21 protein-coding genes are annotated in these 20809 nt (G+C 65.0%); 15 read left to right on the top strand and 6 right to left on the bottom strand.

Going from position 1 to position 20809, the window contains the following annotated elements:
* Positions 1-379: 379 nt before the first annotated feature.
* From SMD10_RS04605 to hemB, 4 genes are all read right to left on the bottom strand, one after another.
* On the bottom strand, positions 380-1135 hold the full coding sequence (locus SMD10_RS04605; RefSeq protein ID WP_331684483.1) for an arginyltransferase: 756 nt from the start codon (positions 1133-1135) through the stop codon (positions 380-382).
* A gap of 16 nt (positions 1136-1151) precedes the next feature.
* Positions 1152-2981 carry an SLC13 family permease gene (locus tag SMD10_RS04600; protein ID WP_331684627.1) on the bottom strand — a complete coding sequence of 610 codons (1830 nt, stop codon included), beginning with the start codon at positions 2979-2981 and terminating at the stop codon, positions 1152-1154.
* A 161-nt stretch (positions 2982-3142) separates the two neighbouring features.
* A complete protein-coding gene (locus tag SMD10_RS04595) occupies positions 3143-3622 on the bottom strand; it encodes an RDD family protein (protein ID WP_331684482.1) in 480 nt (159 codons plus the stop codon).
* 83 nt (positions 3623-3705) lie between these two features.
* A complete protein-coding gene (gene hemB / locus SMD10_RS04590; RefSeq protein WP_331684481.1) occupies positions 3706-4737 on the bottom strand; it encodes a porphobilinogen synthase in 1032 nt (343 codons plus the stop codon).
* A 218-nt stretch (positions 4738-4955) separates the two neighbouring features.
* Between hemB and SMD10_RS04585 the strand changes: the two genes are divergently transcribed.
* From SMD10_RS04585 to SMD10_RS04535, 11 genes are all read left to right on the top strand, one after another.
* Positions 4956-5414: a DUF6163 family protein gene (locus SMD10_RS04585; protein WP_331684480.1), complete on the top strand. Its 459-nt coding sequence runs from the start codon at positions 4956-4958 to the stop codon at positions 5412-5414.
* A gap of 124 nt (positions 5415-5538) precedes the next feature.
* Positions 5539-6051 (top strand): transcriptional regulator LdtR, encoded by a 513-nt coding sequence (gene ldtR, locus SMD10_RS04580; RefSeq protein WP_331684479.1) that lies wholly within the window; start codon positions 5539-5541, stop codon positions 6049-6051.
* Between the two features lie 319 nt (positions 6052-6370).
* Positions 6371-7702, top strand: a complete 1332-nt coding sequence (locus SMD10_RS04575; RefSeq protein WP_331684478.1) for a L,D-transpeptidase family protein — start codon at positions 6371-6373, stop codon at positions 7700-7702.
* Between the two features lie 172 nt (positions 7703-7874).
* Positions 7875-9194 carry a serine hydroxymethyltransferase gene (glyA, locus tag SMD10_RS04570; RefSeq protein ID WP_331684477.1) on the top strand — a complete coding sequence of 440 codons (1320 nt, stop codon included), beginning with the start codon at positions 7875-7877 and terminating at the stop codon, positions 9192-9194.
* Between the two features lie 8 nt (positions 9195-9202).
* On the top strand, positions 9203-9688 hold the full coding sequence (gene nrdR / locus SMD10_RS04565; protein WP_331684626.1) for a transcriptional regulator NrdR: 486 nt from the start codon (positions 9203-9205) through the stop codon (positions 9686-9688).
* 29 nt (positions 9689-9717) lie between these two features.
* The gene (ribD, locus tag SMD10_RS04560) at positions 9718-10845 is read left to right on the top strand and encodes a bifunctional diaminohydroxyphosphoribosylaminopyrimidine deaminase/5-amino-6-(5-phosphoribosylamino)uracil reductase RibD (RefSeq protein WP_331684476.1); all 1128 of its coding nucleotides are present in this window, start codon (positions 9718-9720) and stop codon (positions 10843-10845) included.
* Entirely contained in the window at positions 10845-11462 is a 618-nt protein-coding gene (locus SMD10_RS04555) for a riboflavin synthase (RefSeq protein ID WP_331684475.1), read from the top strand. Before ribD ends, SMD10_RS04555 begins: the two co-directional genes overlap by 1 nt.
* Positions 11463-11589: 127 nt before the next feature.
* A complete protein-coding gene (gene ribH / locus SMD10_RS04550) occupies positions 11590-12039 on the top strand; it encodes a 6,7-dimethyl-8-ribityllumazine synthase (RefSeq protein ID WP_331684474.1) in 450 nt (149 codons plus the stop codon).
* 2 nt (positions 12040-12041) lie between these two features.
* A complete protein-coding gene (gene nusB / locus SMD10_RS04545) occupies positions 12042-12521 on the top strand; it encodes a transcription antitermination factor NusB (protein WP_331684473.1) in 480 nt (159 codons plus the stop codon).
* Positions 12518-13744 carry an MFS transporter gene (locus SMD10_RS04540; RefSeq protein ID WP_331684472.1) on the top strand — a complete coding sequence of 409 codons (1227 nt, stop codon included), beginning with the start codon at positions 12518-12520 and terminating at the stop codon, positions 13742-13744. Before nusB ends, SMD10_RS04540 begins: the two co-directional genes overlap by 4 nt.
* A gap of 148 nt (positions 13745-13892) precedes the next feature.
* Entirely contained in the window at positions 13893-16049 is a 2157-nt protein-coding gene (locus SMD10_RS04535) for a sodium-translocating pyrophosphatase (RefSeq protein ID WP_331684471.1), read from the top strand.
* A gap of 173 nt (positions 16050-16222) precedes the next feature.
* Here the strand turns inward: SMD10_RS04535 and SMD10_RS04530 are convergent, their stop codons facing one another.
* Entirely contained in the window at positions 16223-16729 is a 507-nt protein-coding gene (locus tag SMD10_RS04530) for an outer membrane protein assembly factor BamE (protein WP_331684470.1), read from the bottom strand.
* Between the two features lie 164 nt (positions 16730-16893).
* On the opposite strand from SMD10_RS04530, the gene SMD10_RS04525 reads away from it, so the two are divergent.
* The 4 genes from SMD10_RS04525 (at position 16894) to SMD10_RS04510 (ending at position 20138) form a co-directional block, all read left to right on the top strand.
* On the top strand, positions 16894-17409 hold the full coding sequence (locus SMD10_RS04525; RefSeq protein WP_331684469.1) for a ubiquinol-cytochrome C chaperone family protein: 516 nt from the start codon (positions 16894-16896) through the stop codon (positions 17407-17409).
* 9 nt (positions 17410-17418) lie between these two features.
* Positions 17419-17991 (top strand): YceD family protein, encoded by a 573-nt coding sequence (locus tag SMD10_RS04520; protein ID WP_331684468.1) that lies wholly within the window; start codon positions 17419-17421, stop codon positions 17989-17991.
* A 99-nt stretch (positions 17992-18090) separates the two neighbouring features.
* Positions 18091-19164 carry a phosphate acyltransferase PlsX gene (gene plsX / locus SMD10_RS04515; RefSeq protein ID WP_432757185.1) on the top strand — a complete coding sequence of 358 codons (1074 nt, stop codon included), beginning with the start codon at positions 18091-18093 and terminating at the stop codon, positions 19162-19164.
* Positions 19161-20138, top strand: coding sequence for a beta-ketoacyl-ACP synthase III (locus tag SMD10_RS04510; protein ID WP_331684467.1), 978 nt, complete (start codon positions 19161-19163; stop codon positions 20136-20138). Before plsX ends, SMD10_RS04510 begins: the two co-directional genes overlap by 4 nt.
* 21 nt (positions 20139-20159) lie before the next feature.
* Here the strand turns inward: SMD10_RS04510 and SMD10_RS04505 are convergent.
* Positions 20160-20809, bottom strand: a 650-nt coding sequence (locus tag SMD10_RS04505; protein ID WP_331684466.1) for an ISAs1 family transposase, incomplete at its 5' end; no start/stop codon positions are given.

The raw sequence follows: 20809 nt of genomic DNA, 5'->3' as shown, positions 1-20809 counted from the left end.
GTCGGCAGGTTCTTGGCCATTGTGACGAAATGGCGACAATTATTGCGATGCTTCGGCTTGCCGCAGCGACAGAACGGCCTCTCGAAGACACTTCAATCCTGTACTGTCGGTGCTGAGGTGCTCCATGATCGGGACGCGGGCAGATCATGTTCCGCCGCGTGGCCGGTATTCAGCCCGACACACGTCGCCGACCGTTCGGCGTGGAGGCGGGTAGCCCGCTCCGTGCGATGCTGCGCGTTGCCAAAATCGCCCGATCGTTCCGTTGGCGGGGGCGCGATAGATCCGCGCCGACTCATTCGTTCGGCGCACCCCGAGGAGCCATGGCGCGAACAATGTTCGACTCGACGGTTGGATTGGGCCGTGACGAGGCGGTTCGGCCTCAGTCCTCGCTGCCCGGCTCGAACAGCTCCCACCCCCGCGCCCTTAGGTGCTCCTGGGGCTGGAAGCGGATCTTGTAGTCCATCTTGCGCGAGCCCTTCACCCAATAGCCGAGATAGAGGTAGGGCAGGCCCATGGCTTTGGCGCGCATGATGTGGTCGAGGATCATGAAGCTGCCGAGGCTGCGTTCCTCGACGTCCGGCTCATAGAAGGAATACACCATCGACAGGCCGTCGCCCATCACGTCGGTCAGGGCGGCGGCGACGAGGTCTCCGGCCGACAGCCCGGCATCCGGGTCGGCTTCGCCGATCCGGTATTCGATCATCCGGGAATCGACTTGGCTGTCCTCCACCATCATCGCATAGTCGAGCACGGTCATATCGGACATGCCGCCGCTGGCGTGGCGCGCGTCGAGATAGTGCCGAAACAGCGAATATTGCTCGGTGGTCGGGCTTGCGGGCAGAGAGTTTCCGGTGATCGCATGATTGCGCGACATCACCCGGCGCATCGAACGGGTCGGCTGGAACTCGTCGACCAGGATGCGAACCGATACACAGGCCTGGCACCGCTCGCAGGCGGGACGATAGGCGATGTTCTGGCTCCGGCGGAAGCCGCCCTGCGTCAGAAGGTCGAGCAATTCGGGCGCGCGCTCGCCGATCAGATGAGTGAACACTTTTCGCTCGTACCGATCCCTCAGGTAGGGACAGGGCGAAGGGGCAGTCAGAAAGAATTGAGGCGTCTGAGTGTGCGCGGTCATCGTCGCGCGGCCCCCTTCAGAGATCGTAGAACCATGGACTGATCAGCGAGAAAGTTAACCACACCAATATCACCAAGGGAACACCTGCTTTCACGAAGTCGGAAAACCGGTAGCGGCCCGGTCCCATCACCAGCAGATTGGTCTGGTAGCCGATCGGCGTGGCGAAGGAGGCGTTGGCGGCGAAGATCACGCAGGCGATGAAAGCTTGCGGCGGCGCGCCGACTCGTGCCGCGATGTCGAGAGCGATCGGCGTGAACAGGACGGCGGTGGCGTTGTTGGACAGAAAATTGGTCAGGACGGCGATGACCAGGAACAGTCCCGACAGCAGGAAGATCAGCGGCAGCCCGCTCAGCGCCTGGACTGCGCCTTCGGCGATCAGCGCCGCTCCACCGGTGCGTTCCAGCGCGGTTGCCGCGGCGATCGAGGCGCCGACCAGCATCAGGATCTGCCGGTCGACGGCGCGCGCCGCCTCGCCGATCGTCAGGCAACTGGTCGCCAGCATGGCCACGGCGCCGGCGACGGCCGCGACCTCGATCGGCATCACGCGCAGCGCCGACAGCAGCACCACCGACAAGAAGATGGCGACGGCGAGCTTCGCCTTGGTCGTCTGCGGCACGGCCTGAGTCGACCACTCCAGCAGCAGCAGGTCGTGGTTGCCGCGCAGCCGCGCGATGTTGTCCTTCTTGCCATAGAGCAGCAGCGTATCGCCGGGCTCCAGCCGGATCTCGGAGAAAGCCGCCCGTGCCATCCGGCTCTTGCGCTGCAGGCCGAACAGAGTGATACCGAACTGCGTTCGGAGGCCGGAAAACTGCATGGTGCGGCCGGCGTAGCGCGAACCGGGCGCGACGATGGCCTCGGCCATGACCGTATCGGGGCCGATCTTGTCGCTCGCCCCGCCATTCTCCACGTCTCCCGACGGGCCGATGGTGCGGATCGTCAGGTTGCCGCGAGACAGCGCGCGAGACAGGGCCTTGCGGGTCGCCGTGACGATCATGCGATCGCCGATCCGCAGCGTCACTTCGTCGAAGGGCGGCAGGATCGGCTGCTCGCCGCGGATGATCATGCGCGGCGTGAGATCACCAAGGCCCGGAAACAAGCCGGCGCGCGACGACAGCCCGAGAAAGGGATGGTCCTCACCGAGCGCGATCTCTCCCATGAACTGCTTGCCGGACAGCGAAACCGGCTGCGACTCGGCATCGGCCCGGGGCCGCAGAATGCGCGGCATCACCTTGATGACATAGAACCCGCCGACAACCGCGATGCAAATTCCGGGGCCGGTGATGTCGAAAAAGCCGACGGCGATGCCCGAGCGCGCCGCCACGCCGGCCACCAGCAGGTTGGTCGACGAGCCGATGATGGTGGTGAGGCCGCCGAGGATGGACAGAAACGACAGCGGCATGAAGACGTGAGTGGGCGATATGCTTCGTTGTGCGGCCAGCATGGTCAGGATCGGGATGAAGATCACCACCACGGGCGTGTTGTTGAGCACCGCGCTCAAGGTCGCCGCGCCCAGCAATACGAAGGCGATGGCGCCGGTGCCGATGACGCCGCCGATCCTCGCCAGCGACTGCGCCGGCATCGCCATCGCATCGGTGGCGAACAGGCCCTGGCCGATAACCAGCAGCGCCATGACGGTGATCAGGGCAGGATTGGCGAACCCCGCCAGAAGGTCGGACGTTTCGATGATCTGGCCGTGCTGGTCGGCCATGGGGAAGACGCCGAACAAGAGCAGGAAGGCGGCGAGAGAACCCGCGGCGACCGCCTCGATCGGCCAGCGCTCGATGCTGTAGCCGACCACGCTGACGGCCAGGATCACATAGGTGAGCCAAAGGTGAATGCTGTCCATCAATCGGGGCGGATGCTCCTGCTGGTCCCTGCCTTCATCTCCCGAAGAGGGTAACAGGCGCAAGTCTTTCGAGCGCATTACGCGCCATCGAAACCGCTCATCCCCATTCTCTTGCGGGCGTCATGGAGCAAAGGGGAGCCGTCGTACGGCTTGAGCTTGGCTCAACGAGCGTCCCACCGGTCGTCGCGGATCATCACGGTGTTGAGCAGAAGGTCGTGCACGAGCTGTTTGCGGCTGGTGAAAAGCCCCACCAGGATGATCGCCGGCGAAAGCACGGCGTTGCCCGCCCAGAACAGCACGCCGTGAAGCACGGCGAAGACCGGATCGACGGTGCCGCCGTCGAGACGCTCCAGCCGGATGCCGGCGAGGCGCATGCCGGGCGTCGCATGACGCGGGCCGCCCATGGTGAAGCCGACATAGAGAGCCGCCAGCACCGGGATCAGGACGGCAAACAGCAGCCAGCCCAGGCCGAGCGTCACGATCCCGAGAAGAAAGACGACCAGAGCCGCCGGGATCGTCAGAAGCGCGATGAGGACGTAGTCGAAGACGAAGGCCATGATCCGCCGGGTGCGCACACCATCATAGAGGCGTGGCCGGTCGAGGTCGCCCTGCGTGAAGGTTGCGGCTGCCTGCTGGCTCATCGTCGTCTCTCCTCGGCGCCCGTCAAGGGCCATGTCGGAAAGATGGTAAGTCCGGGGCGGCCTTTCAATCGAAAGTCGCGGACCTATCCCGCGCGCAGCAATGCGGCGACCTTGGGCGAAAAGTAGCTCAGGATGCCCGCCGCGCCGGCGCGCTTATAGGCGGTCAGCACTTCCATCATGCCACGCTCCTCGTCGAGCCAGCCGTTCTGGACCGCCGCCATCATCATCGCGTACTCGCCGGATGTCTGATAGGCGAAGGTGGGAACGCCGAATTCGCGCGACAGTCGGCCGAGCACGTCGAGATATGGCAGGCCGGGCTTGACCATGATCATATCGGCGCCTTCCGCGATGTCCTGCGCGGCCTCGCGCAACGCCTCGTCGGTGTTGCCATAGTCCATCTGGTAGGTGCGCTTGTCGCCCTTCAGCATGCCGCCCGACCCGACGGCGTCGCGGAAGGGCGCGTAGAAGGCCGAGGCATATTTCGCCGCATAGGACATGATCAGCGTGTCCTGGAACCCGTTCTGATCGAGCGTCCGGCGAATGCAGGCGACGCGGCCGTCCATCATATCGGACGGTCCGATGATGTCGCAGCCGGCCTGGGCCTGAACCAGCGCCTGCCCGCACAGGACCTCGACCGAGCGGTCATTGATGATCGTCTCGCCGGTCATCAGCCCGTCGTGACCATGACTGGTGTAGGGATCGAGCGCCACGTCGCACAGAATGCCGATCTCCGGCACCGCGTCCTTGATCGCGCGCGTGGCGCGACACACCAGATTGTCGGGATTGAGCGCTTCGCTGCCGGTTTCGTCCCGCAGTCGTGCGTCGGTGTTGGGAAACAGGGCGATCACGGGAATCGCAAGGTCTGCCGCTTCGCGCGCGGCGACGACGGCGCGATCCACCGTGTAGCGGAACACCCCCGGCATGGATGCGACCGGCTCGGCGATGTCGTCGCCGTCGCGCAGGAAGATCGGCCAGATGAGGTCGCTGGCCGCGAGCGTCGTCTCGCGGACCAGGCGCCGTGTCCAGTCCGCCTGCCGCAACCGGCGCATACGGCGACCGCCGGTGGCCGCATCAATCTGGGACGTGACGGCGGAATGGGTATCGCTGCGGTTCATGGTCTGTTGAGGTCCTGTTGGCTTGCGTGGCACGCAAGAGGCCAGGGTGCCTAAGCTCGGGGGCGCCGGCTCCGGTTTTGACGGACGGGTCTGGTCTCGCGGCTCCGGTATAAGCCTCGTGATCGGCATCGACAACGTCCCCGGCCGATGGGGACAACGCTTTTTCGAGGTCGCGATTTGTCTCCCGCGACGTCGCAAAAGGCGCTAGAGGTGGCCCGATGACGATCGACCTGCGAACCCGCGACAAGGCTGACGCCCTCAATCGCTCTCTGATCAGCGGCCTGAAGAGGATCTTCGGGTTGCTGCTGTTTGCCGGTGGGGTTCATTACTGGACCCGGCTCGTCGGGATCTACGATGGCGACCTGTGGCGATTCGATCTGATGCCGTTCTGGTGGAAGGTCGCGGCGCCGGCGCTCGCCGTATTTTATCCGGTCGCTGGAATCGGATTGTGGACGATGATGTCCTGGGGGCCGGTGGTCTGGTTCGGCGTCGCCCTCGCCGAAGCCGTCATGCATGTCGGCTTTCCGAAGCTGTTCGGCCCCGACCTTCTCTGGCTCGGGCTTCACTGCTTCGGCCTGGCGATGCTGGTGGTGCTCAGGCTGGTGGACCGGATCGAGGCGGCCACTCGCCTAAAACGCCTCCGGTCCAGTATACCGCGCATTAAGCAAAAGCGATGATGGCTTGAGCGTAATAGCCTGTTAAGCTTGGAGTTTAAGTCGAATTTTAGACGCGCCGCGTAGGGTTGTTGGCAAGATGGGAACGAAAAAATAATCCCGTCACCTCAACAGCGGAGCCAATACTATGAAGTACGTGCAGGCGAAGACCGAATTTGCGCAACCGGAAGAAGAAAAGACCGAGCTCAAGTCGCTTTATCTTGAGACCCTGCAGCTGGTCGAACGCCTCCACCGTCGCCTGCTCGACGTCATCAAGGACGAGTTCGACCGCAACGGCCGCACCGACATCAACGCCGTCCAGGCCCTGCTGCTGTTCAACATCGGTGATGCGGTGCTCACCGCCGGCGAGCTGCGTTCCCGCGGCTTCTATCTCGGCTCGAACGTCTCCTACAATCTGAAGAAGCTCGTCGACCTCGGCTTCATCGACCATCAGCGCTCGCGTGTCGACCGGCGCGCGGTGCGGGTGCAGCTCACGGGCGCCGGCAAGGAAGTGGCGACGATCGTCGGCGAGCTCTACGAGCGCCACATCGGCTCGATCGACAAGGTCGGCGGTCTCGACGAGCAGGAATTTCAGAAGATGAACAAGGCGCTGCAGCGGCTCGACCGCTTCTGGAACGACCAGATCCTCTATCGGCTTTGATCACGGCGACCTCCAGCGCCCCGATTAAGCCATCGTCGCCCGGAGCGTCTCAGCCGCGCTCCGGGCGATTGCCGCTGTCGTAAAGCGGCCATGAACCGGTAGAGAAGCAGGAGAGGGCGCTTTCGAAGGACGCGCAGAATCCTCCTCGTGACGGCAACGTGATCGCAAGCTCCTGACAACCTTCATGCTTTAGCCATATTGGCAAGTATGACGAATATCGTGGATCAGGCTTCCGTTGGGCGAACATCGTGACCAACCTATATTCCTGCTCCATCAACGCCCGGGGGACCTGCCGGCGCACATGTCTAAAGAGGTGATCATGAAAGACGCCAGTCGGCGAACCGGGGACGGTTTGATGTCGCGACGCGCCATCTTGATGGGTGCGGCGGCCCTGGGTGCTACGCTTTTGCCGGGGGCGTCCTTTGCGCAAACCGCGCTGAACGATCTGTTGAGCGCACCGACGCGCGGAAACTGGGACGACCAGTTCGATACGCGTTCCACGGGAGCCCGGACCGTCACCACGAACCAGCCGGTCTTTTCTCCTGGCACGCTCTCGGCCACGCAGCAGGCGATCTACACCTATCAGCAGATCGCCGCCGCCGGCGGTTGGCCCATGGTCCCCGAGAACGTAGCGCTCAAGCTCGGAATGCAGCACCCGGACGTTTCGGCGCTCCGCCAGCGGCTGATCGTGTCCGGTGATCTGCCGCGAGCGGCCGGTGTCTCGCAGTCGTTCGACAGCTTCGTCGCCGCCGCCGTCAAGCGCTTCCAGGCCCGCCACGGCCTGCCGGCCGACGGCGTGGTCGCGACCTACACCTACAAGGCGCTCAACGTTCCGGCCAACATCCGGCTCGGGCAGTTGCAGACCAATCTGGGCCGTTTGCAGGAGATGTCGGGTTTCCTCGGCGACCGCTTCGTGATGGTGAACATTCCGGCCGCGTCGATCGAGGCGGTCGAGAATGGCCGCGTGGTTCAGCGCCACACCGCGATCGTCGGCAAGATCGACCGCCAGACGCCGATCCTCAATTCGAAGATCACCAACCTCAATCTCAATCCGTACTGGCACGCGCCGGCGTCGATCGTTCGAAAAGATATCATCCCTCTGATGCAGAAGGATCCGACCTATCTGGAGAAGAGTGACATTCACATCTTCGATTCGGCCGGAAACGAGATACCGCCGGAGACGATCAACTGGAACACCGACGAGGCGGTGAAGTATCTCTTCCGCCAGGAACCGGGCAAGAACAACGCGATGGCGTCGGTGAAGATCAACTTCCCGAACCCGTATTCCGTCTACATGCACGACACGCCGCAGCAGAGCCTGTTCTCCGAGCTGTTGCGATTCGAGTCGTCGGGATGCGTGCGCGTCCAGAACGTGCGTGACTTGGTCGTCTGGCTGGCGCGTGACGAGCCGGGCTGGGATCGCCAGGCCATCGAGGGAGTCATCGCGTCGCGCAAGCGCCTGGACATCGACATCACCAATCCGGTGCCGGTCTATTTCACATACATCACCGCGTGGGCGACCGATCCCGAGGTGATCCAGTTCCGCGACGATATCTACCACCGCGACGGGGCAGAGCAGTTGGCCATGAGCGAACTGACCACGACCGCCTATACCGGCAGTCCCGTGGAACAATCCGACCTGCCGTTCTGACCGAACGGCATCCGCTGGAAACCTCAGGCCGGAAGTTCGCGCTTCCGGCCTTTTCTTTTTGGCGGAGGATCGGAAGGGTATCGCGACTGATGACGGGAGGGTTCGGGCTGTGCTATCGGCCCATTTTGAGCGGGCGACAGCCGCCGTCGTCCGAACGATTGGAGTGAACGCCATGTCGCAGGCCATCCGTTCCGAACGGGGAATTTCGACCGAAAGCTTCTTTACGGCGAGCCTCGAGCAGATCGATCCGGAAATCTTCGGTGCCATCTCCGACGAACTCGGCCGCCAGCGCCATGAGATCGAGCTGATCGCGTCGGAGAACATTGTCTCGCGCGCCGTGCTCGAGGCGCAAGGCTCGATCATGACGAACAAGTATGCCGAGGGCTATCCGGGCAAGCGCTACTATGGCGGCTGCCAGTTCGTCGACGTGGCCGAGACGCTCGCCATCGAGCGCGCCAAGACGCTGTTCGGCTGCGAGTTCGCCAACGTCCAGCCGAATTCCGGCTCGCAGATGAACCAGGCCGTGTTTCTGGCCCTGCTGCAGCCGGGCGACACCTTCATGGGCCTCGACCTCAATTCCGGCGGTCATCTGACCCACGGCTCGCCCGTCAACATGTCGGGAAAGTGGTTCAACGTCGTCTCGTACGGCGTGCGCGAGGACGACCATCTGCTCGACATGGACGAGGTCGCCCGCCGGGCGGAAGAGCACAAGCCGAAGCTCATCATTGCCGGCGGCACCGCCTATTCGCGCTTCTGGGACTGGAAGCGATTCCGCGAAATCGCCGATTCGGTCGGCGCCTATCTGATGGTCGACATGGCCCATATCGCGGGCTTGGTCGCGGGCGGCGTCCACCCGTCGCCGGTGCCGCATGCGCATGTCGTGACGACCACGACGCACAAGTCGCTGCGCGGACCGCGCGGCGGCATGGTGCTCACCAACGACGAAGCGATCGCCAAGAAGATCAATTCGGCCGTCTTCCCAGGCTTGCAGGGCGGACCGCTGATGCACGTCATCGCCGCCAAGGCGGTGGCGCTCGGCGAGGCGCTGCAGCCCTCGTTCAAGACCTACGCGGCCAACGTCGCGGCCAACGCCAAGGCTCTGGCCCAGGCGCTCAAGGACGATGGTCTCGACATCGTGTCCGGCGGGACCGACAACCATCTGATGCTGGTGGATCTCAGGCCGAAGAATGCCACCGGTAAGCGTGCGGAAGCCGCGCTCGGCCGCGCCAACATCACCTGCAACAAGAACGGCATTCCCTTCGATCCGGAAAAGCCGTTCGTCACCTCCGGCGTGCGTCTCGGCACCCCGGCCGGCACCACGCGCGGCTTCGGCGAGGCTGAGTTCCGCGAGATCGGCAATCTGATTTCCGAGGTGCTCGACGGGCTCAAGGCGGCCAATTCCGACGAGGGCAATGCCGCCGTGGAGCAGGCGGTCCGGCAGAAGGTGATCGATCTGACGAGCCGGTTCCCGATCTATCCGGACCTCGGGTGAGCACAGGCATGCGCTGCCCGTATTGCGGTTCGCAGGATACGCAGGTGAAGGACTCTCGCCCCGCCGAGGAAGGCGGGGCGATCCGGCGTCGTCGTGTCTGTCCGGATTGTGGGGGGCGTTTCACGACGTTCGAGCGGGTTCAGCTGCGCGAACTCGTGGTCGTCAAGAAATCCGGGCGCCGCGTGCCGTTCGATCGCGACAAGCTGGCCCGGTCCGTCCAGGTTGCCTTGCGCAAACGTCCGGTCGAGCCGGAGCGGATCGAGCGCATGATCTCAGGTATCGTGCGGCAGCTCGAATCTGGGGGCGAGGCGGAAATTCCGTCCGACCAGATCGGGCTGCTGGTGATGGAAGCCCTGCGCGGCGTCGATGACGTGGCCTATGTGCGTTTCGCCTCGGTCTACCGCGATTTTCGCGAGGCCAAGGATTTCACCACCGTGGTCGGTGAATTGACCGGAGTAACGGCAGACCGGGTCGATCAGGGAAAGGCACGCTGAGGCGCACCGCCGTCAGGACCGATGGAGCCATGAGCAAGCTGCGTGAGGACGGGGCGCTGGACCGCCGCATGATGGCTGCCGCCATACGGCTGGGCGAGCGTCATGCCGGACTGACGGGGACCAATCCGTCGGTCGCCACTCTCATCGTCGCCGACGATCCGGGTGGGCCGGTCGTCGTGGGGCGCGGGATCACCGCGCTGGGGGGCCGGCCGCATGCCGAAACGGCCGCTCTTGCCGAAGCTGGTGAGCGTGCACGTGGCGCTACCGCCTATGTCACGCTGGAGCCTTGCGCCCATCATGGCCGGACGCCGCCTTGCGCAGAAGCCTTGGTGCAGGCCGGTGTGGCGCGGGTGGTCTTCGCCGCCGCCGATCCCGATCCGCGCGTCAACGGAAAAGGCCATGCCATCCTCGCCGAGGCCGGCATCGCGGTGTCGGCGGGGCTGATGGCCGGCGAGGCCGCACGCGCTCTTTCGGGATACCTGTCGCGCCACCGCCGGAGCCGGCCGGAGGTCACGCTCAAGATGGCTCTGTCGGCAGATGGCTACATCGGCATCCGAGGGAAGGGGCAGGTCGCGATCACCGGTGCGGTCGCCAATGCGCAGACTCATCTTGCCCGAGCGCGGTCCGATGCGATCCTGGTCGGCGTCGGCACCGTCCTGGAGGACGATCCGCAGCTGACGTGCCGGCTGCCGGGGCTCGCCGATCGCTCGCCGGTGCGCATCGTGCTCGACCCCGCTCTGAAGACGCCGCAGACGGCGGCGCTGGTGTGCAGCGCGGCGGAAACCCCGACTTTGCTGGCGGTCGCCGGCGACATCGATACGACGCGGCGTGGACCCTTTCAGACCGCCGGTTGCGACTTCATCGCCTGCGAGACCGATGCCGATCACGGCCGGATCGCGCTGCCCGAACTCATGGAGGATCTCGGTGCGTGCGGCATGGCGAGTGTTCTGGTCGAAGGCGGCGCCAAGACCGGTGCGGCATTTCTCGATGAGGACCTGGTTGATCGCGTGGTTCTGATGGTCGGAGAGCGGGTGATCGGCGAGGACGGATTGGCCGCGCCGATCACCGTCGAAGGGGCGACCCGGCGTTTTCGGCTGGTTCGCCAGGCGCGCTATGGTGCCGACGCGATGTTCGAGTTCGAAAGGAGAGCGGGCTGATGTTCAGCGGGATCGTGACGGATGTGGGCCGCGTGGAAGCCGTGATGCCGCTGGATGAAGGCAAACGGTTGCGCATCGAAACGAGCTACGATCCAGCGACGATCGAAATCGGCGCCTCGATCGCCCATGCCGGCGTCTGCCTGACCGTCACCGGTCTCCCAGATACCGGTTCGAACCAGCGCTGGTTCGAGGTCGAGGCCTGGGAGGAGGCGCTGCGGCTGACCACGCTGGGCCAGATCGCCGAGGGCGACCGGGTCAACCTCGAACGGTCTCTCAAGATGGGCGACGAAATCGGCGGCCATCTGGTCTCGGGTCACGTGGATGGCAAGGCGGTGATCGTCGGCCGTGAGAACGAGGGCGAGGCGGTTCGCCTGCGTTTCCGGGTGCCCCAGGACCTGAAGCGCTACATCGCGCGAAAAGGCTCGGTCGGTCTCGACGGGACATCGCTCACTGTCAACGAGGTCGATGACGATGTCTTCGACGTGCTCTTGATCCGCCACACGCTGGAGGTCACGACCTGGGGCGAGCGGGAGGTCGGCGACGAGGTCAATCTTGAGGTGGATCAGATTGCGCGCTATGCGGAACGCCTGTTCGGCTCGCGCGAGCGCGGGGATTGACGGCGTTCGCGTCGCATCCCTGCTGCCGCGGTTGCATTTCGAGGATGCGGACGAGCTATCTTTCTCGGAAGATGAAAGCCTTAGAGAGCTTTCTTCTGTCGAAGCTTTAAGGAAATAAGGTCGCTCTATGGCATCCGCGCCCCATCTTCTGATCGTCGAAGCGCGATTCTACGATCATCTCGCCGACTTTCTGCTCGAAGGTGCCAAGGCGCGCCTGGAAGCAGCCGGCGCCAGCTACGACGTGGTGACGGTCCCCGGCGCCCTGGAAGTGCCGGCGGCGATCGGCTTCGCCCTGACCGGCAGCGACGGCGAGGGCGTCGAGTATGACGGCTTTGTCGCGCTGGGCACCATCGTTCGCGGCGAAACCTACCATTTCGAGATCGTCGCCAATGAATCCGCGCGCGCCCTCATGGACCTGTCGGTGCATGAGGGGCTGGCGATCGGCAACGGCATCCTGACGGTCGAAAACGAGGAACAGGCGCTCGATCGCGCGCGCAAGGACCGCAAGGACAAAGGTGGCGCCGCGGCCGAAGCGGCGCTGACCATGATCGCACTGCGGACCAAGCTCGGAGCCTGATCATGAGCGATGCCCGCCCCCCGCGAACGGCCAACAAGCGCGGCGCCGCCCGATTGGCCGCGGTTCAGGCCCTGTACCAGATGGATGTCGGTGGCACCGGCCTGTTGGAGACGGTCGCCGAATACGAGGAGTTCCGTCTCGGCAAGGAACTCGACGGCGACACCTATCGCGACGCGGATGCCGCCTGGTTCCGCGACATCGTCTCGGGGGTCGTGCGCGGCCAGAAGGAGATCGATCCGCTGATCCACGGTTCGCTGACCCCGGACTGGCCGCTGTCGCGGCTTGACGCGACGCTGCGGGCGATCCTGCGGGCCGGCACCTACGAGGTGCTGCATCGCAAGGACGTGCCGGTCGCCGTCGTCGTCACCGAATATATCGATATTGCCCGGGCTTTCTACGAAGAGGACGAGCCTCGCCTGGTCAATGCGGTGCTCGATCGCATCGCGAGACAGCAGCGCGAGCAGGGGCAGCCGCCGGCATGACCTTGGCCGCGCCAAAGACGTTGTCGGCCCGCACCTCGCGGCACAACGCCTTGGTGCTCGCTGCGGCGCAAGCCACCGTCGGCAGCGCCGCCCCTGCCGCATTCGCCGTGGCGGCATTGGCCGGATCGTGGCTGCTGTCGGAGGACAAGTCGCTGGCCACACTGCCAGTGACCGGCTTCAATGTCGGCGTGGCGCTGGCGGCGCTTCCGGCCGCCGCCCTGATGCGGGCCATTGGCCGTCGTGCCGGCTTCATGGGCGGCGCCCTGATCACCGCCGTCGGTGGCTTCGTCTCGGCCATGGCGCTGTTCACCCACAATTTCTGGCTGCTCGCTCTGGGCATGGTGATCATCGGGGCCGGCGGCGCCTTCGTGCAGCAATATCGCTTCGCCGCGATCGACGGCGCGTCGCCGAGCTTCCGGCCCAAGGCGATCTCGTGGGTACTGGCGGGCGGGGTGTTTGCGGCTGTCATCGGACCGCAGGTCGTTCGCCTGACCGCCGACCGCTTCCTGCCGACTCAGTTTGTCGGCGCGTTTCTCGGAACGGCCGTGCTCGGCCTGCTGGGGGTGCTGGTGCTGGCTTTGCTGCGCCCCCCCGAGGCGGAGCGGCAGGCGCACCGTGTGGACGAATTGCCGGCCCGTCCGCTCCTGCAGGTCATGCGCCAGCCCCGCTTCGTCGCGGCGCTGATCTGCGGCGTGGGCAGCTATTCGATGATGAGCTTCGTGATGACGGGCGCGCCGCTGGCGATTGTCGGCTGTGGTTATTCGACCGACATCAGCACGCTCGGCATCCAGTGGCACGTCATGGCGATGTTCGCGCCGAGCTTCTTCACTGGCGATCTGATCGCCCGCTACGGCAAGGAGCGGATGGTCGCCACCGGCCTTGGGCTGATCGCGGCGAGTGCCGTCGTGGCGCTCTCCGGTCTTGAGATCTGGAACTTCTGGCTCAGCCTCATCCTGCTCGGGATGGGATGGAACTTCGCCTTCATCGGCTCGACGGCCATGGTCACCGACTGCTATCGCCCGGCCGAAAAGAACAAGGCGCAAGGCGCGCATGATCTGATTCTGTTCGCCGTCGTCGCGTTCAGCTCGTTCATGTCGGGGCGAATACTGGCGGCCTCCGGCTGGGAAGCGATGAATTACGTCGTCTTTCCGGTGGTCGGCATCGGTCTGCTGGCGCTCGTCGGGCTGAGTCGGACCAAAGGTCGCGGCTTGCTGCGTGGATAGAAGCCGCTCGGCTTGATCGGCGCGCTTGACGGACCGCTGACCTGATATAAAGAGCGTGCGCGATGCCATGATCGGTCGCGCTTCAAGCCGCGTCGTCTCATGTGCGTGTGATAAGGCCGCCGTGACGGCCAAAATTCGAGGAGACGGCATGACCACAGTTCTGCTCTTAGTGATTTTGTGTGGCGTTCTGTCGATCGCCTATGCGGTCTGGGCGACCCAGTCGGTGCTCGCATCCGACCAGGGCACGGCCCGCATGCAGGAGATCGCCGGTGCGATCCGTGAAGGCGCGCAGGCCTATCTGGCGCGCCAGTACATGACCATCGCCATCGTGGGCGTGGTCGTCTTCCTCCTGAGCTGGTGGCTCCTGTCGCTCTACGCGGCCATCGGCTTCGCCATCGGCGCCGTGCTTTCCGGCGTCGCGGGCTTCATCGGCATGAACGTTTCGGTCCGGGCCAATGTGCGCACCGCCCAAGCGGCGTCGCGCTCGCTGGCCGCTGGGCTCTCGGTGGCCTTCAAGTCCGGTGCGATCACCGGGCTGCTGGTGGCCGGCCTGGCGCTCCTCGGCGTCTCCGTCTATTTCTACGTGCTGACCGGGCCTCTCGGCATGTCGGTCTCGGACCGCACGGTGGTCGACGCGCTGGTCGCGCTCGGCTTCGGTGCATCGCTGATCTCGATCTTCGCCCGCCTAGGCGGCGGCATCTTCACCAAGGGTGCGGATGTCGGCGGCGACCTGGTCGGCAAGGTCGAAGCCGGCATCCCGGAGGACGATCCGCGCAACCCGGCGACGATCGCCGACAATGTCGGCGACAATGTCGGCGACTGCGCCGGCATGGCCGCCGACCTGTTCGAGACCTACGCGGTAACCGTGGTCGCGACCATGATCCTTGGTGCCATCACCTTCGCCGGAACGGCCGTGACCGAGAGCGTCATGCTGTTTCCGCTGGCGATCTGCGGCGCCTGCATCATCACCTCGATCGCCGGTACCTTCTTCGTCAAGCTCGGCGCCAACGGCACCATCATGGGCGCCCTCTACAAGGGCCTGTGGGCATCGACGCTCCTGTCGATCGTGGGCCTGGCCATCGCCACCTGGGGCACGATCGGCTTCGGCTCGCTCGGCGAGACCACTGGCGGTCTGACGATCAGCGGCTTCAGCCTGTTCCTGTGTGGCATCGTCGGTCTCGTCGTCACCGGCCTCATCGTGTGGATCACCGAATACTACACGGGCATCAACTACCGCCCGGTGCGCTCGATCAGCCAGGCGTCGGTCTCCGGCCACGGCACCAACGTGATCCAGGGTCTGGCCGTGTCGCTCGAAGCCACCGCGCTGCCGACCATCGTCATCGTCGCCGGCATCATCGCGACCTACCAGTTGGCCGGCCTTTACGGCATTGCCATTGCGGTCACCACGATGCTCGGCCTGGCGGGCATGATCGTCGCGCTCGACGCCTTCGGTCCGGTGACCGACAACGCCGGCGGCATCGCCGAGATGTCGGGGCTGCCGAGCGACGTGCGCAAGTCGACCGATGCGCTTGATGCGGTGGGCAACACCACCAAGGCGGTGACCAAGGGCTATGCCATCGGCTCGGCCGGTCTCGGTGCGCTGGTGTTGTTTGCGGCCTACAACTCCGATCTGGCCTATTTCGTGCAGCAGGCCTCGGTCGAGGGCAGCAGCGAGTTCTCCTACTTCCAGGGCGTCGCCCCGGACTTCTCGCTGACCAACCCCTACGTGGTGATCGGCCTGTTCCTGGGCGGCCTCATTCCGTTCCTCTTCGGCGGCATCGCGATGACCGCCGTCGGGCGCGCGGCGAGCGCCGTCGTCATCGAGGTGCGGCGGCAGTTCAAGGAGAAGCCCGGCATCATGGCCGGCACCGAGCGGCCGGACTATGCCCGGGCCGTCGACATGCTGACGCGTGCGGCCATCCGCGAGATGGTCATCCCGTCGCTGCTGCCTGTGCTGGCGCCGATCGTCGTCTACTTCCTGGTCTATGCCATCGCCGACAAGAGCCAGGCCTTCTCGGCTGTCGGCGCAATGCTCCTGGGCGTGATCGTCACGGGCATCTTCGTGGCGATCTCGATGACTTCGGGCGGCGGCGCGTGGGACAACGCCAAGAAGTCGTTCGAGGACGGCTTCGTCGACGCGGCGGGTGTCAGGCATCTGAAGGGCTCGGACGCGCACAAGGCGTCGGTGACCGGCGATACGGTGGGTGACCCCTACAAGGACACCGCCGGCCCGGCCGTGAACCCGGCGATCAAGATCACCAACATCGTGGCGCTGCTGCTGCTGGCGGTGCTCGCACACCTCTAGGAACAAAGGCCCCGGGCGGCCGTATGGAGCGATCCGGGGCTCGTTTGAAAATTTGCATTGATGGGCGTTGGTCAAGTTCGCCCGACAGCGATACCCGAACGAAAAAGGCCTCCGCGACGGCTGCGTCGCGGAGGCCTTTTTGTTGGTTTCGATCCGACGGTGGGGCCGCCCGATTAGCCGCCGAAGATGCCGCGAGCGCTTTGCGCGGCGCCGGCGCCACTGCCGGTGTCGGTCAGGATCTGGCCGAGGAAGCTCACGTCCTTGCCGCCGGTCGGCGTGGTCCGCGAGATGAAGTCGAAAATCTTGCCGTCCTGTATGCCGTAATTGGCGATCCGCTCGACGCGTCCCTCGGCGTTGAAATAGATCGCCAGGATGCGCTGGTCGACGATCTTCGGCCGCATGAAGGCCACCGGGCGGACCCGCTTCTGCGAGAAGTAGTAGAACACCTCGTTGTCGAAGGTCGCCGTGGTCGATGGGGACCCGAGCGACAGGAGCACCTGTTCGCGGCTGGACCCCACCGGCACCAGGTCCAGCGTCTGCTCGTCGATGATATAGCCTTGGTTCAAGACCTCGCCTGTCTGGCAGCCGCTGACAAGCACCGCGGCCCCGAGGCAGGCGGATACTGCGGCGGGCCGGAGGAAACGGGCTGAAGGGATCACGCGACAACTCCTTATCTGCATGCCGCCGAGTTTCGGGCCGTGCCGCGAAAATGTGGCGGTTCGACGGTGCAGCACGCTCGGTTGGCGATGCTTGCCAATGGCAGCTTCGATAAAGCACCTCGGCGAGCGTTGCAATCGACCGCCTGCTGTGCCACGGCCTTGCCGACAAAGCGATGGCAGGGTCGATGTTTGAACGTCTGAAGGCGAGGAAGCGGAACCGGCAGATCATCGACGACCTGTACGGCGAGATCGTAAGCCACGCGCGAACGCCAGAGCTTTTCGGTGATGCCGGCATCCCCGACACGGTGATGGGACGCTTCGAGGCGCTGGCCATCCATGTCTATCTGATCCTGGCACGGTGTCGCGGGGAGCCGAGTTTGCGGCCTCTGTCGCAGGAGCTCGTCGATCGTTTCATGCTCGATCTCGACCATTCGATTCGCGAGCTGGGCGTGGGCGATCTTTCTGTGCCTAAGCGGATGCGTAAGCTGGCCGGGATGTTCTATGCTCGGGTGGGGGCCTATGACGCGGCGATCGAGGCGGGCGATTCGCAGGCGCTGGAAGCCGCGCTTGCCACCCGCGCCCTGCCGCCGGAAGCCGGTGAGGATGCAGCCCGCCGCCTGGCCGCCTATATGCTGAGCAGAAAATCAGAATATGATGCCGTGCCGAGCGACGCGCTTCGTGGCGGGCGGCTGTCCGACTAGGTCAATCCCATGTCTTCATCGAACAATGGTGGTCCCGCGCCGTTGCACTGTCCGGTTTCCGTGGCCCGGCTTCCTTCGCAGGGCACGACTGTGCGATGCGTTCCGGACGAGAGCGAACGCGCCGCGCTGGCCAACCATCTCGGCATCCCGGCTGTCGAACGACTCGAGGCGGAGCTGATCGCCGCTCCGTGGCGGGCGGACGGCGTTCGCGTGCAAGGCCGACTCGCCGCGAACGTGGTCCAGACGTGCGTCGTGACGCTGGAGCCGGTTCATCAGACGATCGACGAACCGATCGAAGCATTCTACGTGCCGGCTGATTCCCGGTTGGCGCGTCGGATCGAGCGCGACAAGGAAGATCTCGAACTCGATCCCGAGGGCGACGATGGCGTGGAGGTTTTTTCGGGCGAGACCATCGACCTCGGCAACCTTTTGACCGAGGTGCTTTCGCTTGGCCTCGATCCCTATCCGCGTGCGCCCAGAGCGGCCTTCGAGGAGGTCGTCGACACCGACGAGCAAGCCGACGATTCGCCGTTCGCGTCCTTGAAGGTGCTGAAGCCCGCCGGGCCGGACGATCGTGGGTGAGCGAACAAACCTGCTGTTGTCAGCGTCGGCGGAATGGCTATTTTGCGCCGCGCTGCGGTGGTATCCACCGCAGCGGAGAGTGATGAAAGCGAGCAAGTTTTGAATCGAGCCCCCGGTATCACCGTTGCCCTGGACCTGATGGGAGGGGACCATGGCCCTCCCGTCGTCATCCCGGGGGCCGAGATCGCACTCCAGCGCCATCCTGATCTGCAGTTCGTCCTGTTCGGCGAGGAAGCGGCGGTGGCTCCGCTGCTGGACCAGCGTCCGCTTCTCAAGGAGCGATCCACCTTCCATCATTGCGAGCTGTCGGTGCGCATGGAGGACAAGCCCTCCCAGGCGCTGCGCCAGGGGCGCTATCGCTCGTCCATGTGGAAGACGCTGGAGGCGGTGAAGACAGGCGAGGCCAACGTCGCGGTCTCGGCGGGCAACACCGGCGCCCTGATGGCGATGGCGAAATTCTGCCTGCGCACCATGGCCAACATCGAACGCCCGGCGATCGCGGCGATCTGGCCGACGTTGCGGGGCGAGAGCATCGTCCTCGATGTCGGCGCGACGATCGGTGCCGATGCCCAGCAGCTGATCGACTTTTCGGTCATGGGCGCGGCGATGGCGCGCGCCATGTTCGGCATCGAACGGCCGACCGTTGGCCTGCTCAATATCGGCGTCGAGGAGGTCAAGGGGCAGGACGAGATCCGGGAGGCCGGCCGCCTGTTGCGGGTGGCCGAGGCTCCGCATCTGGACTATCGCGGCTTCGTCGAGGGCGACGATCTCGGCAAGGGCACCGTCGATGTCGTGGTCACCGAGGGCTTTACCGGCAATGTCGCCCTGAAGACCGCGGAAGGCACGGCCAAGCAGATCGCCGGCTATCTGCGCTCCGCCATGGAGCGGACGTGGCTTGCCAAGCTCGGCTATGTTCTGGCGAAGAGCGCTTTCGACCGGCTGAGCGACAAGATGGATCCGCGCAAGGTCAACGGCGGCGTCTTTCTCGGCCTCAACGGCGTGGTCATCAAAAGCCATGGCGGCACCGATGCCGAGGGGATCGCCGCGGCCATCGATCTCGCCTATGCGATGACCAAGAACGACTTGCACGACAAGATCGAGCGCGATCTCAACGGCTTCCATTTGAGGACTTCCGACGATACCGCGACGGACGAGGCGGAGAGAAACGCATGAGCGTAACGCGATCGATTGTCGCGGGTACCGGGTCGGCTCTGCCGGAGCGCGTCCTGACCAATCTGGATTTCGAGAAGATCGTCGAAACATCGGACGAGTGGATTCAGCAGCGCACCGGCATCGTCAGCCGTCGGATAGCGGGAGAGGGCGAGACCACCGTTTCGCTGGCCGAGAAGGCGGCGCGCGCGGCTCTGGCCGATGCCAGTCTGGAGCCCTCCGACATCGATCTCATCGTGCTGGCCACGGCCACGCCCGACAACACCTTTCCCGCCTCCAGCGTTCAGGTTCAGCATCGTCTCGGCATCCATCACGGCTTCGCCTTCGACGTACAGGCGGTGTGCAGCGGATTCGTCTACGCGCTGACGACCGCCGACCTCTACATCAAGGGCGGCATGGCGCGTCGCGCCCTGGTGATCGGGGCGGAGACGTTCTCGCGCATCCTCGATTGGGAAGACCGAACAACGTGCGTCCTCTTCGGCGACGGTGCCGGTGCGGTCGTGCTGGAGGCCGGCGACGGGCTCGGCACCAAGGCCGACCGCGGCGTTCTGGTGTCGCGGCTGCGTGCGGACGGCGCCCACGAAAAGAAGCTTTTCGTCGACGGCGGGCCGTCCTCGACGGGCAGCGTCGGCAAGCTGCGCATGGAAGGTCGCGAGGTCTTCAAGCATGCGGTCGGGATGATTACCGACGTCATTGAGGAGTCGTTCGCCGCGCTGAAGATCGGGGCGGAGGACGTCGACTGGTTCGTGCCGCACCAGGCCAATCGGCGCATCATCGACGCCTCGGCCAAGAAGCTCGGCATCGCGCCGGATAAGGTCGTGGTGACGGTCGATGTCCACGGCAACACCTCGGCGGCCTCGATTCCGCTGGCGCTCGATGCGGCGGCCAAGGACGGGCGTATCCAGCGTGGCGACCTGGTGCTCCTGGAGGCGATGGGCGGCGGCTTTACCTGGGGCGCTGTCGTCGTCCGGTGGTAACGACAGGGCTCCGAATCCAAATTACTGAAGGGCTGATGTGAGGAGTTCGGCGAGGTAGTCTGTCGACCATCCTGCGAGTTTACGGCGGGTTTTCAGGGAGTTCTTGTCGGTTGCGTTGCGGATGAGGTTGAGGGCGAAGTGGCGGACGACGGCCATATTCTTGGCGCCGTGGCCCTTTCTGAGGCGGGATTGATCGTCGGCGAAGGTGACGTCGAGCACCCAGTGAAGCCGGTTCTCGATGGCCCAGTGGCCGCGCACGGCCTCGGCCGCCTTGGGGGCGGAGAGGGCGGCGGAGGAGATGAAGTAGCGGGTGTCGAAGCGCCTGCGGTCGGCCAGTTGGGTGCGGCTCTGCACCTTGACGATGCAGGCCGCGTCGGGCAGGCGCAGTTCGCCGGGAAAGCGGCGCTGGCCGACGAGCCAATCGACCTCGCGGAGCACGTGGACAGTCCGCTCCTCGATGCGGCCATGGCCCTTGTCGCATTGGATGTCGGTGTCGATCGTGCCGGCGGGCGCTTCTTCGAAGCAGGCTTCGACCTCGGCCCGCAGCGTCGGCTGGTTGGCCTTCACGGCCAAGAGGTAATCGGCGCCCTCGGCGCGGATGGCACTGGCGATGGTGGCGTTGGTGGCGATGGCGTCGATGGAGACGAGCGCCCCCTCGAGCCCGCCCTCGG

It is taken from the genome of Consotaella aegiceratis (assembly GCF_036541425.1).
In the GTDB taxonomy this organism is placed as follows: domain Bacteria; phylum Pseudomonadota; class Alphaproteobacteria; order Rhizobiales; family Rhizobiaceae; genus Consotaella; species Consotaella aegiceratis.
Note: the sequence above shows the minus strand (reverse complement) of the source record. Positions and strands in the feature narration are given on the sequence as shown.